This is a genomic window from Catenulispora sp. GAS73 (genome assembly GCF_041262085.1).
In the GTDB taxonomy this organism is placed as follows: domain Bacteria; phylum Actinomycetota; class Actinomycetes; order Streptomycetales; family Catenulisporaceae; genus Catenulispora.
On sequence record NZ_JBGCCM010000001.1, the window covers coordinates 76,099 to 89,933 of the forward strand.

Below are 13,835 nucleotides of genomic sequence, written 5' to 3' on the forward strand. Positions count from 1 at the left end.
CGAAGCCCTCCGACCGGTACCGAGCAGTGGCTCGGTACCGGTCGGAGGTGCGCGTCACCGCCGCGAAGCGAGCCCCAGCATCAGGCCCTTCACATCGGTCGCCGCGAACCCCTCCCGTTCGAACTCCGGCCGCGAACACAACAGCACCGGACCGTCCTCCGCGCTGTCCGGCAACCGGCCGTGCGACCCGCGCACCGCCGAGGCGTCGAGCCCGACGACATCCATCCGGTACCGCAGCCCCGCCTTCTTGCGGGCCAGCGCCTTCGCGGCACGCATCCGGGCCGCGTTCGGGTTCTCCGGGTCGAAGAAGAGTTCCATCGGGTCGTAGCCAGGCTTGCGGTGGATCTCGACCGTCTGCGCGAAGTCCGGAGCCCGGTCGTCGTGCTGCCAGTAGTAGTACGTGAACCAGGCGTCAGGCTCGGCGACGGCGATGAGCTCGCCGGCGCGCTTGTGGTCGATCCGCAACTTCTCCTTGCCCACCGCGCCGTGTACCTCGTCGACGCCGTCGAGCTCCGCGACGACGGCGCGGGCCCGTGCCAGGTCTGCGGCGTCGGCGACGTAGATGTGCGCTATCTGGTGGTCGGCGACCGCGAAGGCGCGGGATGTCCACGGATCCAAGTACTCCATGCCGTCCTGCGTGTGCACCTCCAGCAGCCCGGCGGCGCGCAGGGCCCGGTTGACGTGCACCGGCCTGGAGGCCGGCGTGATGCCGTACTCGGAGACACACAGCAGGTCGTCCCCCCGCGCGCGACAGGCCTCGATCAGTGGTCTGACAGCCCCGTCGACCTCGCGCGCGGCGGCGACAGCCCGAGGATCGTCGGGCCCGTAGCGCTGGAGGTCGTAGTCCAGATGCGGGACGTACACCAGCAGCACGTCGGGCCGATGCGCCAGCAGGATGCGCCCCGCCGCTGCCACGATCCACCGGGTGGACTTGATCGACGCGGTCGGCCCCCAGTAGTGGAACAGCGGGAAGTCCCCGAGCCGCCTGGTCAGCTCGTCGTGCAGCTCGGGCGGCCGCGCGTAGAAGTCAGGGTCCTTGCGTCCGTCGGCGCGGTAGACCGGCCGTGGCGTGACCGTCCAGTCCGTCGCGGCACCCATGGCGTACCACCAGCAGACGTTCGCCACGGTCGCCACGGGCCGCTCCCGGCGCAGCGCGTCCCAGAAGAGCTCGCCGCCGACGAGCCGGTTGTGCTGCCGCCACAACAGCGGCTCCCCGAGCTCGCGGAAGTACCAGCCGTTGCCCACGATGCCGTGCTCCGCCGGCTCCGCCCCGGTCAGCATCCCCGCCTGCACGCTGCACGTCACCGCCGGGAACGACGGCGTCAACCGCGCCTGGAACCCGGTGTCGGCCACCGACCGCAGCGCCGGCGTGTGCCGGAGCAGCCGGGGCGTCAGCCCGACGACGTCGAGCACCACCAGCGTCACGACTCCGCCTCCAACCCGGCCCGCACGAGCTCGGCCCGCGCCCACGCCACCTCCGCGGCGATCCCCAGCGCCAGCTCCAGGTCGTTTCCAGGGCGCGAGCCGGCCGGCAGCACCTGCCACGTGTAGGTCTCGACTTCGACGTGGTCGGTCACCGCCGTGTCGCTGCCGAACAACTCCGTCAGTGTTCTGATCAGCACCTCGTGCGTCCCGGCCAGCGGTGGGGCGACCTCGGCGTGCAGCGGAACGTGGAAGTGCACCCGCCACGGAGCCGCCCTGGGCAGGCGGTCGCCGCGCAACGCCTCATCGAGATCGTCGGTGCCGCGCAGTCGGCCGGCCACCGACTCACGGGTCTGGTGCAGATAGCGCGGCTCGGCGAAGCACGCCAAGGCGCTCAGCGTCGCCGGATCAGAGGGCTGCGACGCCTCCAGCGCGGCCGACGCCTGAAGCTTCACCACCGGGATCCCGGCATCGGCCAGCATCTTCAACGCCAGAGCGGGATCCTCGTGCGCGACCGCCAGATGAGCGGTGTCGACGCAGACGCCGAAGTGCGCCGGATCGAACCCGGCCAGCGCCGTCACCGCCTCCTCCGTCCGCTCGATCACGCAGCCCGGCTCCGGCTCGAACCCGACGCGGATCACCGCGCCGGTACGCGCGGCCAGGTCCGCGAGGTGGTCGCCGACCAGGTCCACGTGCCGCCGGGCCGCATCCCGCGCCGAATCAGGCCACGGATCCCGCCACGCCAGCGGCAGCGTCGAGATCGACCCCCGGGCCGCGTCGCCGGGCAGCAGCCCGGCCAGGACCGTGGCCAGGTCGGCGGTGTACTCGGCACGTCGGGGATCCGACCAGTCCGGCTGGTAGACCCGGTACTTCACCGCCGCGTCCCCGAACCCCGAATAGGGGAAGCCGTTGAGCGTCACGACCTCCAAGCCGCGCGCGGCGAGCTCGGCGGCCAGCCGCGCGGTCGCGCCGGAATCCGCGGCCAGTCCGGCGGCGACGTCCCGGGCCAGCCACAACCCGATACCCAGCCGATCGGCCCCGAGCGAGAGCCGCACGGGCTCGGCATACACCGCGAGCTGTGCCAGGACACCGGCGACGTCCTCGACGGGGTGCACGTTCGCGCAGTACCCGAGATGCACGGCAGTGCCGTCGGCATGACGCAAGCGCACCGCTACTCCCCCACCTCTCCACGCCGCACCGAGCTGCCCAGGAAGCTCTCGGCCACCGGATCCGGCTCCTCGTCGAGCACCAGGCGACCGCTCTGGCCGTAGAACTCAACCGGATTGCGCCACAGCACCCGGTCCACGTCCTTGTCGTCGAATCCGGCGGCGAGCATCGCCTCGGCGGTGCGGACGGTCTTGAGCGGATCGCTGCGTCCCCAGTCGGCGGCGGAGTTCACCAGGATCCGCTCGGTCCCGTGTTCCCGCAGGACCGCGACCATCCGGCGCTCGTCCATCTTGGTGTCCGGATAGATCGAGAACCCGGCCCAGCACCCCGCCTCCAGCACCGGCGCGACCGTCAGTTCATTGAGATGGTCGAGCAGCACCCGTTCCGGCGGCAGCCCCGACTCGCGCACGACGTCCAGGCTGCGCAGGGTCCCGGCCCGCTTGTCCCGGTGCGGTGTGTGCACGAGCACCGGCAGGTCGTGCCGCCGGGCCTTGTCGAGCTGGATCGCGAACACCTCGTCCTCCTGCGGCGTCATCGAGTCGTAGCCGACCTCCCCGACCGCGACCACCCGGTCCTTGGCCAGGTAGCGGTCGAGCACGTCGAGCACCTCCCGGCAGCGGGGATCGTTGGCCTCCTTGGGATTCAGCGCCAGCGCGCAGTGATGCCGCACGCCGAAACCCGCGGCGCGGAACGGCTCCCAGCCGAGCAGCCCGTCGAAGTAGTCGACGAAGCTGCCGACCGAGGTCCGCGGCTGACCGAGCCAGAACGCGGGTTCGACCAGCGCCCGGATGCCGGCCGCCGCCATCGCCTGGTAGTCGTCGGTGGTCCGCGAAGTCATGTGGATGTGCGGATCGAAGATGCGCATCAGCGGCTCCTAAGGCAAGGGAGTCAGGGGTCTCAGGGAAGTCAGGGGAATCGAGCGAGAATCGACCGCACGTCGTCGGGAACGGCGCGCCCGGCCACGGACCGCTCCCGGACGAAGTCCTCCAGCATCTGGGCCAGCTCCGCGTCGGCGCGATCATCCAGCCCGGACACCGCGGCCAGCGGGATGCCGCAGAACACGCACTTGAGGACCGCCTGCCGATACGCGGCCGGCGTCAGGCGCGATGCCCCGTGGCGACCGAGGGATGCGGTGATGAGCCTGGTGTCGTTGGTGCGCAACGCGTCCTCGACGATCGCGAGCCCGCCGTCACCGATCTCGATGAAGTCCAGGGCCAGCAGGACCGCGCGCTTCTCGTCGGCGTCGCCGTGGTCGTAGAGGCCGCGAAGCTCGTCGAGGTCCGGCCACGCCATCGCGGCCAGCACGAGCACGCGGGCTGCGTCGTCGGTACTCCAACCGTCCGACAACGGCAGCGGCGCGCGACCGCAGGCCCGGGCGGCAACGGGGAACAGCATCTGAAGTTCGCCCCGGTCGCGGGCAACCTGCCGACGCGCGCAGGCGAGCCATTCCCGCGCACGGTCCGGCGCGCCGACCGAGAACGCGGCTTCGAGATCGTGCACTGATATCGGCGCCGTCATCCATCCGCCTTCCGCAGGAACGTCAGCGATTCGGCCGCCACGCGCACAGCGGCGTGGGAATGGCGTGGCAGCTCGACGGAGACCAGGCCGGTGTATCCGGCCTCTGACAAAGCCCGCAGTACCGGCGGGAAGTCGATCTCCCCCTGGCCGAACTCCAGATGCTCGTGCACGCCTCGGCGCATGTCGTCGATCTGCACATTGACCAGGAAGTCAGCGACCCACCCGACACAGTCGGCCACCTGGACCGGCTCCAGGCACCGGCAGTGGCCGATGTCCAACGTCACGCCGAACCCGTCGGGGCGGCCGAGGACCTCGCGCAGTTCGGCGAACCGGTCGAGGGTGTCGACGGCCATGCCCGGTTCCGGTTCGAAGCCGAGGACGACGCCCGCGTCCTGAGCCACGGCGAGCACCGTCTCGCAGCCCGCTGCCAACCGGTCGAGGGCGGTCGCGCTGTCGCAATCCCCTGATGCGGCCCCGCTCCAGAACGACACCGCCTGCGCACCGAGATCGGCGGCGATCCGCACCGCGCGGGTCAGCAGATCGACGCGCGCCGCCCGGCCTTCGGGCTCCGCGGACACCAGCGTCGGCTGGTGCTTGTGCCACGGATCGAGCAGGTAGCGCGCACCGGTCTCAATAACGACGTCGAGCCCCAACCGGTCCAGGAGCCGGGTCAGCGCCGAGACGCGCGCGGCGAGGCCGTCGGCGTAGGGGTCCAGGTGTTGGTGGTCCAGGGTCAGCGCGACACCGTCGTAGCCGAGGTCGGCCAGGATCGCCAGGGCGTCTTCGAGGCGGTGGTCGGCGAAGCCGTTGGTGCCGTAGCCGAAGCGCGTCACGTCGGGGACACCTTGCGGGCCAGGCGGCGCGCGAGCGGGCCGGCCGCGGCGACCGGGAGCGCGGCGAGGGGTTGGCCGCGACCGGCGATGAGAGATGCCTGCAGCGGCATCAGGCTCATGATTCCCGCGCCCACGGCCTTCCGGACGACGTCGGCGCGGCCGTCTCGGACGACCGCGGCCTGCGCGCCGCCGAAACGCCACGCGTACAGACCAGCAAGCGCCGTGGCGAGAGCACGCTGAGGTCGCGGCGTGGATCGTCGGCCGCGACCGAGCACGGCCATCGCGCCGCCGGCCGCCGTGCCGCTCAAGGCCCCCGTGGTCGCGACGACACGCCGGGACGCGCCGTGCACCTCGCCGCGGCTGAGCACGGTGACGGCCAGGGTGTGCGCGCCGACGACGGCCGCAGCCGGTGCCGCGGCCCGCAGCGCTCCGACGCCCGCGCCCATGAGCACGTCCAGGCTCCGGGCGGCGGCCATCACGGCCGGGCCGCAGGTCCGGTCCTTGAAGGCCAGGTCGTATCCCCATACAGCTCCGGCCAGCGGGACGGCGACCGTCAGTGTTCGCACTCCCCCGGACAGCGCCGCTATGCCGAGTCCGGCGGCGGTCAGGCCCCCGGCGATCGCCAGGGCGGTCGCGGGCCGGACGCGCCCGGACGGCAGCGGCCGCTCGGGCCGTTCGAACACGTCGACGAACCGGTCGGCATGGTCGTTGAGCGCCATCCCGGCCCAGTACAGGCACACCGAGGCGGCCGCAGTGCCACAGGCCCGCGCGCCGATCGGCCGCCCGGCCGCGGCGGCTCCGGCGAACACGTCGCCGGGCACGCTGAACGCCGCCGGGGCCCGGAGCAGCTCGACCAGTGCCCTGATATCGACGGCCTTGACGCTGGCCGCCTTGACGCCAGCCGCCCTGGTGCCAGCCGCCCTGGTGCCAGCCGCCCTGGTGCCAGCCGCCCTGGTGCCAGCCGCCCTGATGCTGGCCGCCCTGATGCTGGCCGCCTTGACGCCAGCCGCCCTGACGCCAGCCGCCCTGACGCCGGCCGCCCTGACGCCGGGTGCCCTGACGCCGGCCGCCTTGACGCCAGCCGCCCTGATGCCGGCTGCTCTGATGCCGGCCGCCCTAATGCCGGCCGCCTTGATGCGAGCCGCCCTGATGCTGGCTGCCTTGATGCTGGCCGCCTTGACGCCGGCCGCCCTGATCTCGGCCGCCCGGTTATCGACCATCAGCAGCCCGCCACCGACGCGGCCCACGCCAGCAGCGCGTCGTACTGGCTCGCCAGCCGGTACTCGACATCCTCCCCCGGGCCGGCCGGCACCGGGTCCTTGAAGAAAAACGCGGCTGGGGCGAACGCGCCGACCGCGCCGCTGTCGTGGGCCCTGGCCAGCAGCCGCGCCAAGTCCAGCACCAGCGGCGCGGCCAGCGCCGAGTCGCAGCCCTGCCAGGTGAGCTGCATCGTCATCCGGACGCCGCCGAAGCCCTCGAACCCGATGTGGTCCCACGCGGTCTTCCATCCGCCCTGCGTGGGGACATTGTCGATGTGCGTGCGGCCCTCGACCGGCGCGCCGAGCAGCCGGTCCAGGCCGCGGCGTTTCGAGACGGTCTTGCTCGCCGCGGCTCCGGCGTCGGCGAGGGTCGCCCCGTCGCCGCCGCCGAGCAGGTTGGTCCCGGACCACGAGCGGACGCGCAGGGCGCGCGCGGTGAACATCGGCGCGAGCGCGGAGACGAGCAGCGTCTCGCCGGTCTTGGCGTCGCTGCCGGCGTAGGGGACGCCGACCGACCGGGCCAACTCGTCCAGGGCGGGCGGTCGCGCGCCGGTCGACGGCGTGAAGTCCACGTAGGAACAGCCGGCCCGCATCGCGGCGTAGGCGTACTGCGTGCTCGGCGCGAGCTCCGCCACGTCCCGGTCCAGCGCGGCTTCCAGCTCGGCCAGGCTGTGGTGCCAGGGCTGCTCCGGACTCGGCGGCTCGGTCGAGGCCACGTTGACGACCACGATCCGGCGCATCCGCCGGGCGTCCCGGAACTCCTCGATGTCGGCGATCAGGCCCCTGATGCGCTCCCGGACCGGCCGGACGTCGTCGGCGGGCAGCGGCACGGACCGGATCGCGGCATCGGCCGCGCGCAGCCCGTCGGCGACCGCCTCGGGGATCCCGGCTGGGAGCACGCCGTCGGCGACGAGCTCCTCGGCCTGTTTCAGGACACTGACGCCGCTGATGTCGTGCCCGCCGAACACCAGGTCCGCGTAGTCGGGCAGCCCGGCCGCGGCGAACTCCGGCGCCGCCGTCACGCAGCCGATCGGCTCCAGCAGCCCGGCCCGCGGCGCGGCGGCCCCGGCGATCGCGGTCACCGCGACCGAGCCGCGGGCGCCCACCAGCCAGACACCGATCGCCGCCGGGATCTCGTCCGCGTCCGAGAACGTCATCGTCGCACCCTCCGACAGCCCTCCGATTGATAGTTAGGTAACTTTCCTAACCAGATGGCACGGTAGCGCCGCCCTCCAGACCCGTCAACGCCCGATAAGCGCCACCGGAGCAGGCGAATCAGACCCTTGACGGACCAGGAGGTATCTCATATATTTCCCAGCGCTTCTCGTTAGTAATCTTTCCTAACTCGTCGGAACCCACCGGGTGAGGAGATCGGAACGTGAAAAGGCCAAGGCTGGAAAGACCCCGGATGACAGGCCTGCTCCTGAGATCGGCGCTGGCTGCGGCCCTGACGCTGCTCGGGGTGTACGCCGTGGCGGGGAACGCGGTCGCGACGCCGCCGACCGGCTTCTCCGACACCGTCGTCGCCACCGTCACGCTGCCGGTCGGGCTGAGCTTCACCCCCGACGGCCGCATGCTCGTCACCACGAAGCCGGGCCAGCTCTACGCGTACAGCACGGCCGGCGTCCAGACGCTCGCGCTCGACGGATCCGGCTTCGTCTGCGCCAAGCAGCCCGGCCAGGACGAGCGCGGGATGCTCGGCGTCGCGGTCGATCCCGCGTTCGCCACGAACGACTTCGTCTACGTGTACTACAGCCACAGCACCAACGGCAGCTGCTTCAACCGCGTCTCGCGGTTCACCCTGGACGCCACGAACCACGTCGTGGCGGGCAGCGAGAAGGTGCTCATCGACGGTATCCAGGGCGACGGCTTCCACAACGGCGGCGACCTGGTCTTCGGCAAGGACGGCGACCTGTACGTCTCGGTCGGCGACGGGCACTGCCTGGAGGGCTGCGACCCCTCGAACCAGGCCGCGCAGGACCTGACCAAGCTCAACGGCAAGATCCTGCGGATCAAGCCGGACGGCTCGATCCCGGCCGGGAACCCGTTCAGCGGCTCGGGTACGGCCCGCTGCAATGCCGGTCCCATCACCTCCGGCAAGTGCCAGGAGATCTACGCCTACGGCTTCCGCAACCCGTTCCGGATCGCCCAGGACCCGAACGCCTCCGGGACGCGGATCTTCGTGAACGACGTCGGCGAGAACACCACCGAGGAGATCGACCTGCTGAAGGCCGGCGGGAACTACGGCTGGCCGAACTGCGAGGGGCCGTGCAACCCGTCGAACCCGAAGTACGTCGACCCGTACTTCTCCTACCCCGACAACATGGGCGGCGGCCGCGCGTCCATCACCGGCGGCGCGTTCGTGCCGAACGGGGCGTGGAACGCGTCCTACAACGGTGACTACCTGTTCAGCGACTACGTGAAGAAGAACCAGTACCTGATCAACGCCACCGGGACCAGCGGCACCGGGTTGAAGACGTTCTCGGCCGGAGCGGCCGGGATCTCGATGTGGTTCGGACCGCAGAACCCGGGCGGGACCGGCACGCAGCAGGCGCTGTACTACACCGACCTGATCGGCGGCACCGTGCACAAGGTGACGTCGGGGACGACGACGCCGAACGCCTCGTTCACCACCAACGCGGCCACCGGATTGCTCAACTACTGCTCAACCCACGCCACCACCGCGGGCAAGCCGCCGTTCACCGTGTCCTTCGACGGCTCGGCGAGCAGCGACCCCAACGGCCGCGCGCTCACCTACAAGTGGGACTTCGGCGACGGCGCCACGGCGACCACCACCACGCCGACGACCTCCCACACGTACACCACGGTCGGCAACTTCACGCCGAAACTGACGGTGACCAACAGTGCCGGCGGCACGTCCGCGCCGGCGACCGGCACGGTCCGCACCGACGACGCGCCACCGGCGCTGACCATAGCCTCGCCGACCCCGACCAGCACCTTCACCGTCGGCCAGACCTACACCCCGTCCGGTTCCGCCGTCGCCGGCGACGGCACCACCCTCCCCGCTTCAGCGCTGACCTGGCAGGTGTGGCTGTTCCACATCAACCACGTGCACCCGGTGCTGGACCCGGTGGCCGGGGACGGGGCGACCTCGTTCGTCGCACCGCCGGCGGAGCAGTTCTCGGCGATCAAGGGGAACAGCCGGCTGCTGGTCTGTCTGTCCGGGACCGACTCCAACGGCGTGACGCAGACGATCGAGCAGGACTTCAATCCGCAGCTGGTGCACATCAGCCTCGCCTCGCAGCCGTCGGGGCTGAAGATCGGGATCGCTGAGGACGACGTGGATCCCGGCGGCGCGGTCACCACCCCGGCGACCGTCACCTCGTGGGCCGGCTACCAGCTGCACCTGACCGCGCCGAACCAGACCGACGCCTCAGGCACGGCGCAGACCTTCGCCTCCTGGTCCGACGGCGGCGCGCAGACGCACGCCGTCACCCCGACCGCCGACACGACGTACACCGCGACGTTCACGCCGAGCACGTGCTCGTCGGCGCAGCTGCTGACGAACCCGGGCTTCGAGTCCGGGGCGACCGGCTGGGCGCAGACCTCGACCCTGAACCTCAGCCCGATCACCAAGGCCACGTCGGCGGAACCGGCTCACTCGGGTTCCTATGTGGCGTGGTTCGACGGGAACGGGAGCAAGGACACCGACAGCATCTCGCAGACCGTCGCGGTCCCCTCCGGATGCAAGGCGACGCTGTCCTACTGGCTGCACGTCGACACGACCGAGAAGACCACGACCGCCAAACCCGACACCTTCACGGTGCAGGCCCTGAACCCGGCCGGCACGGTGCTCGGCACGCTCGGCACCTTCTCCAACCTGAACAAGGCCTCGGGCTACACGCAGCACACCGCGGATCTGTCCGCCTACGCGGGACAGAGCATCACGCTGAAGTTCACCGGCACAGAGACCGACAAGAACGGAGGCACCACCAACTTCGTCCTCGACGACACGGCACTCACCACCCAGTGACGCCCGCTTGAGCAGGCATGACCGGCGTCCGCCGCGTGCGGGCGCCGGTAGTGCTGTGCCGATCGAGACCCTCGCAATACCCTGACGGTTCGGCACGAGTCGCTATTTCGGTGCGACCCGGATCGACGCCTTCCGCAGCCAACGCGAAGACACCCGCCGCGCTGTGACCACCGGCGCGAAGGGCCGTTTCGGGGCCGCCAGTGGCAAGTCAACCGATGTCTGCGGCCCCGGCCGGGTCGTGCCGTTGATCTCGGCGATGTAGTCCTCGAACACCGCCGCCCACAGCGCGCGCTGGATGAGCTGCTCGTCGTTGTGGTCGCCGCTCCCGTCGAGCATCGCCCGCCAGGTCGACAGCACCGCAGCCTGGTCGTAGGCGTCGGTCCAGGCGCCACCCGCGGCCAGGATCCGGCCGACGCGGTCCCGATCCGGCGCGCGGCCGAGCCGCGGCCGCAAGGGTGCCTCGACCACGCCGGGCGGCGGTTGGTAAAAGGGCTGATTCGCCCACTGCGGCACCAGCTGCGCGATGAGCGTGGTGTGCAGCGCGTCCTGCCGGCGTTGCGCGGCGGTCAGGCCGAAGCCGGCCTGGACGAACTCCGGGACCAGCAGCGGGACGACGGTGCCGATACGTTCCGGTACCGTGCCCCACTTCCGGGTCCGTTCGGCGGCGTAGAAGTAGTCGAGCATGCGCGCGTCGGCAATCCCGGCGGACATGGCGGCCAACAGATCCGCGCGGACCGCTGACTCAGAGGTCTGCAACGCCCCCGCCGATATCCCGGGTCGGCGCAGGATCCGTTTGGAGAGCTTGGCAGCGTACGCATCCAGCCGCTGCGCGGTCGGCAGCGCGGCGATCTCCTGATGGTCCGGCGGATAGAAGTAGCCGCGGGCGATCTCCCCGGCGGCACCGCTGACCGCGATGTAGTCGGCACGCGTCAAACCCGAGGGCGCGCCAGTGGCCAGCGACGTCGCGGGCCGCAAACCGTCCTGCGCCCGATGCCAGCGCAGCACGTTGGGGACGAGTTCGGCCTCGTCGGCCACCACGTGCACCTGACCGGCGGCCCCGAGCTGCGGCCGGTTCACGATGTGCTCCGGCCGCATCTCCGCCGGCAGCAAGGAGACCAAGTGCTCTGCGACGTCTGCCTCCCCCGGCTCGGCGCCGTTGGTCTGCAGCCGGACGTCCACGCCGGCAGCCAGCATCGCGGCGGCGACCAGCCGCGAGTCACGGCCTCCCGACAGCCCGATGCTGACGCCGCCGTCATGCATCCGCCGCAGCGAGCGCCCGAACCCGCGCAGCGCCTCGGCGGCCGCCTCGACCCGGTCCGGCCGCAGCGCGTCGCCGCGACCGGCCTCCGCCCACGCCGCGACCGCGTCCAGCCGCGTGACCTGCCGGCCTCCGGCGTCGGGCCGGTAGCGGACCACGGCGCCGCCGGGCACGGCGGTCACCTCGTCGAACGGCGTGCTGTCCCCCATGAACCAGCCGGAGGCGGCGAACGTGCGCCAGCCCGCGCGATCCGGCTCGGCGTGCACCCCGGCGAACCGCACCGCGGCCGCCGGGCGGTTCGACCACACCCAACCGCCGGGGAACCGCAGCTCGAACAACCGCCCCACACCGACGGCGTCAGTGTGCACCGACAGCTCACCGCTGACCGGATCGAGCGCCGCGACGACGAAGGGCGGCGTCAGCTCCAGCACTGCGGCAGGCCGGGCGCCCAACGCGGCAGCCAGCGGCAACGCGGCCTCCGAGGGCTCCAGGTCACCGACGACGCGCTCGTAGCCGAGCGGCAGATACAACGTCGCGGCGCACAGGTCGGCGCGCTCGGCCCAGGACGGCCACCGCCACCGCGACTCGGCCTCGTCGAAGACGTAGAGGCCGGTGCGGCCGCCGGCGCGACCACGGCGCCGCACCGGAGCCGGCCACAGCGGATCGTAGTGCTCTGCGACGCGCTTCAAGCCCGCGCCGGCCTCCTCAGCCGCCCTCGCCCCCTCGTCGAACGCGTACGCCAGCAATGTCTGCATGCGGAAGCCTCCCCGTGTCCGAGCCCATCTCGATAGCTCGATGCTCGATATATATCGAGTACGAGTCCATTGAGTCAACGGCCGGTTGCGGGGGACGGCTAACATGGCCGGATGATCGAGGTCCGGTTGGCCGTCCCGGCGGACGGGGACGCGCTCGGGCGGATTCACTCCGCCTCCTGGGCGGTCGCCTACGCCCCCTTCTTCGATCCCGAGTTCGCCGAACGAGGCGTCGAGGACCGGCTGGAGCGCTGGCACGACCGGATCACCGACGAGCACGGCACGTTGCTGGTCGCATCCGTCGACGGCCGACCACTCGCCCTCTCGTACTCCGTACCGTCGCCGACCCGGCCGGGATTCGCGGAGATCTTCAGCTTCTACAGCCACCCGGACGGCTGGGGCACCGGCGTGGCCGCCGAACTGATGACCCACACCTTGCACCACCTGCGCGAACGCGGATTCACCCACGTCCATCTGTGGACCTTGCGGGACACTCCGCAGTCCCGCCGGTTCTACAGCAAGTCCGGGTTCGCCGAGACCGGCGCCGTGACCACGCACGACTTCGGCGACGGGAGTCCGCTGGAACAGGTGGAATATCAGCGGGCCTGCTCCTGACACCCGCCGCGAGACGATCTTTCGCACCCGCGCCGGAGTGTGATCGAATCAAGCGGCATGAGGGGATTCATCACCGACCCGACCGGCCGTGCCGGGCTACGTCTGAGCGTTGATCTGCCCGAACCGACGCCGAAGCCGAACGAAGCTTTGGTGGAGGTGCGCGCGTACGCGGTGAACAACGACGAGACCACCTTGATCGCCCGCCGGCCGGACGGCTGGCGCCCCGGCCAGGACGCCGCCGGGGTCGTGGTCCGGGCGGCCGCCGACGGCAGCGGTCCGGCGCCCGGTGCCCGGGTGGCCTGCTACCTGGACCAGGAAGGCTGGGCCGAGCGCGTCGCGGTGCCGACCCACTGCGTCGCCGAGCTCGACGACGCGGTGTCCTTCGAGCAGGCCGCCGCGCTGCCCATCGCCGGGCTCACCGCGCTGCGGGCGCTGCGGGTCGGCGGCGCGGTGCTGGGCCGGCAGGTGCTGGTCACCGGTGCCACCGGCGGGGTCGGGCAGTTCGCGGTGCAGCTGGCGGTGGCCGCCGGCGCGACGGTGACCGCGCTGGTCAGCGGCCCGGAACGGATCGAGGACGCGCGGGCGCTGGGTGCGCACCGGGTCGTGACGTCGCTGGACGACGCCACCCTCGGACCGTTCCACCTGGTACTGGAAGGAGTCGGCGGCGACGTCCTGGCCGCGGCGGTCCGGCACGTGGTCCCCGGCGGGTACGTGGCCTGGTACGGCAACCCGGGACGGCGCACCACCGAGATCAGCATCGCCGACTTCTACGCACAGGGCTGGAACGCGCACATCGTCGGCTTCATCAGCCCGCACCCCGAACAGACCAAGGGCGAGGACCTGGCGATCCTGGCGGCCCTGGTCGCCGACGGCCGCCTGACGACCCCGCGGATCGGCCTGGTCCTGGACTGGGAGCGCACCCCCGAAGTGTTCGAGCAGATGGCCGCCCGGGCGTTCCGCGGCAAGGCGGTGCTGACCCTGGCCAGCAAACCCACCAGCGTTCGGTAGGACGGGATC

General features: G+C 71.6%; 11 protein-coding genes. 3 read left to right on the forward strand and 8 right to left on the reverse strand.

What is annotated here, in order from left to right:
* Positions 1-54 precede the first annotated feature (54 nt).
* From ABH935_RS00310 to ABH935_RS00340, 7 genes are read right to left on the reverse strand one after another with little or no spacing between them, the layout of a single operon-like run.
* A complete protein-coding gene (locus ABH935_RS00310) occupies positions 55-1,425 on the reverse strand; it encodes an alkaline phosphatase family protein (RefSeq protein ID WP_370375693.1) in 1,371 nt (456 codons plus the stop codon).
* Positions 1,422-2,591: a metabolite traffic protein EboE gene (gene eboE / locus ABH935_RS00315; protein WP_370375694.1), complete on the reverse strand. Its 1,170-nt coding sequence runs from the start codon at positions 2,589-2,591 to the stop codon at positions 1,422-1,424. Before eboE ends, ABH935_RS00310 begins: the two co-directional genes overlap by 4 nt.
* 2 nt (positions 2,592-2,593) lie before the next feature.
* Positions 2,594-3,454 (reverse strand): TatD family hydrolase, encoded by an 861-nt coding sequence (locus ABH935_RS00320; RefSeq protein WP_370375695.1) that lies wholly within the window; start codon positions 3,452-3,454, stop codon positions 2,594-2,596.
* Positions 3,455-3,495: 41 nt separating this feature from the next.
* A complete protein-coding gene (locus ABH935_RS00325) occupies positions 3,496-4,107 on the reverse strand; it encodes an EboA domain-containing protein (RefSeq protein ID WP_370375696.1) in 612 nt (203 codons plus the stop codon).
* Positions 4,104-4,940 carry a sugar phosphate isomerase/epimerase family protein gene (locus tag ABH935_RS00330; protein WP_370375697.1) on the reverse strand — a complete coding sequence of 279 codons (837 nt, stop codon included), beginning with the start codon at positions 4,938-4,940 and terminating at the stop codon, positions 4,104-4,106. Before ABH935_RS00330 ends, ABH935_RS00325 begins: the two co-directional genes overlap by 4 nt.
* The gene (locus tag ABH935_RS00335; RefSeq protein WP_370375698.1) at positions 4,937-6,160 is read right to left on the reverse strand and encodes an SCO3242 family prenyltransferase; all 1,224 of its coding nucleotides are present in this window, start codon (positions 6,158-6,160) and stop codon (positions 4,937-4,939) included. Before ABH935_RS00335 ends, ABH935_RS00330 begins: the two co-directional genes overlap by 4 nt.
* Complete coding sequence (locus ABH935_RS00340; RefSeq protein WP_370375699.1) at positions 6,160-7,356, reverse strand: inositol-3-phosphate synthase; 1,197 nt, start codon at positions 7,354-7,356, stop codon at positions 6,160-6,162. The genes ABH935_RS00335 and ABH935_RS00340 overlap by 1 nt, the downstream gene beginning before the upstream one ends.
* A gap of 251 nt (positions 7,357-7,607) precedes the next feature.
* Here ABH935_RS00340 and ABH935_RS00345 point away from each other — a divergent pair, with 251 nt between their 5' ends.
* The gene (locus ABH935_RS00345; RefSeq protein ID WP_370375700.1) at positions 7,608-10,193 is read left to right on the forward strand and encodes a PQQ-dependent sugar dehydrogenase; all 2,586 of its coding nucleotides are present in this window, start codon (positions 7,608-7,610) and stop codon (positions 10,191-10,193) included.
* A 102-nt stretch (positions 10,194-10,295) separates the two neighbouring features.
* Here ABH935_RS00345 and ABH935_RS00350 read toward each other — a convergent pair whose 3' ends face one another.
* The gene (locus tag ABH935_RS00350) at positions 10,296-12,206 is read right to left on the reverse strand and encodes a hypothetical protein (protein ID WP_370375701.1); all 1,911 of its coding nucleotides are present in this window, start codon (positions 12,204-12,206) and stop codon (positions 10,296-10,298) included.
* A 111-nt stretch (positions 12,207-12,317) separates the two neighbouring features.
* On the opposite strand from ABH935_RS00350, the gene ABH935_RS00355 reads away from it, so the two are divergent.
* Positions 12,318-12,818: an N-acetyltransferase family protein gene (locus ABH935_RS00355; RefSeq protein WP_370375702.1), complete on the forward strand. Its 501-nt coding sequence runs from the start codon at positions 12,318-12,320 to the stop codon at positions 12,816-12,818.
* 57 nt (positions 12,819-12,875) lie between these two features.
* Complete coding sequence (locus tag ABH935_RS00360; protein WP_370375703.1) at positions 12,876-13,826, forward strand: zinc-binding dehydrogenase; 951 nt, start codon at positions 12,876-12,878, stop codon at positions 13,824-13,826.
* The last annotated feature ends 9 nt before the right edge of the window (positions 13,827-13,835 follow it).

Excerpts from the sequence above, each read along its gene's own strand:
- ABH935_RS00320 (WP_370375695.1), bottom strand. The coding sequence starts at position 3,454 with ATGCGCATCTTCGATCCGCACATCCACATGACTTCGCGGACCACCGAC.
- ABH935_RS00325 (WP_370375696.1), bottom strand. The coding sequence starts at position 4,107 with ATGACGGCGCCGATATCAGTGCACGATCTCGAAGCCGCGTTCTCGGTC.
- ABH935_RS00335 (WP_370375698.1), bottom strand. The coding sequence starts at position 6,160 with ATGGTCGATAACCGGGCGGCCGAGATCAGGGCGGCCGGCGTCAAGGCG.
- ABH935_RS00340 (WP_370375699.1), bottom strand. The coding sequence starts at position 7,356 with ATGACGTTCTCGGACGCGGACGAGATCCCGGCGGCGATCGGTGTCTGG.
- ABH935_RS00345 (WP_370375700.1), top strand. The coding sequence starts at position 7,608 with ATGACAGGCCTGCTCCTGAGATCGGCGCTGGCTGCGGCCCTGACGCTG.
- ABH935_RS00350 (WP_370375701.1), bottom strand. The coding sequence starts at position 12,206 with ATGCAGACATTGCTGGCGTACGCGTTCGACGAGGGGGCGAGGGCGGCT.
- ABH935_RS00355 (WP_370375702.1), top strand. The coding sequence starts at position 12,318 with ATGATCGAGGTCCGGTTGGCCGTCCCGGCGGACGGGGACGCGCTCGGG.
- ABH935_RS00360 (WP_370375703.1), top strand. The coding sequence starts at position 12,876 with ATGAGGGGATTCATCACCGACCCGACCGGCCGTGCCGGGCTACGTCTG.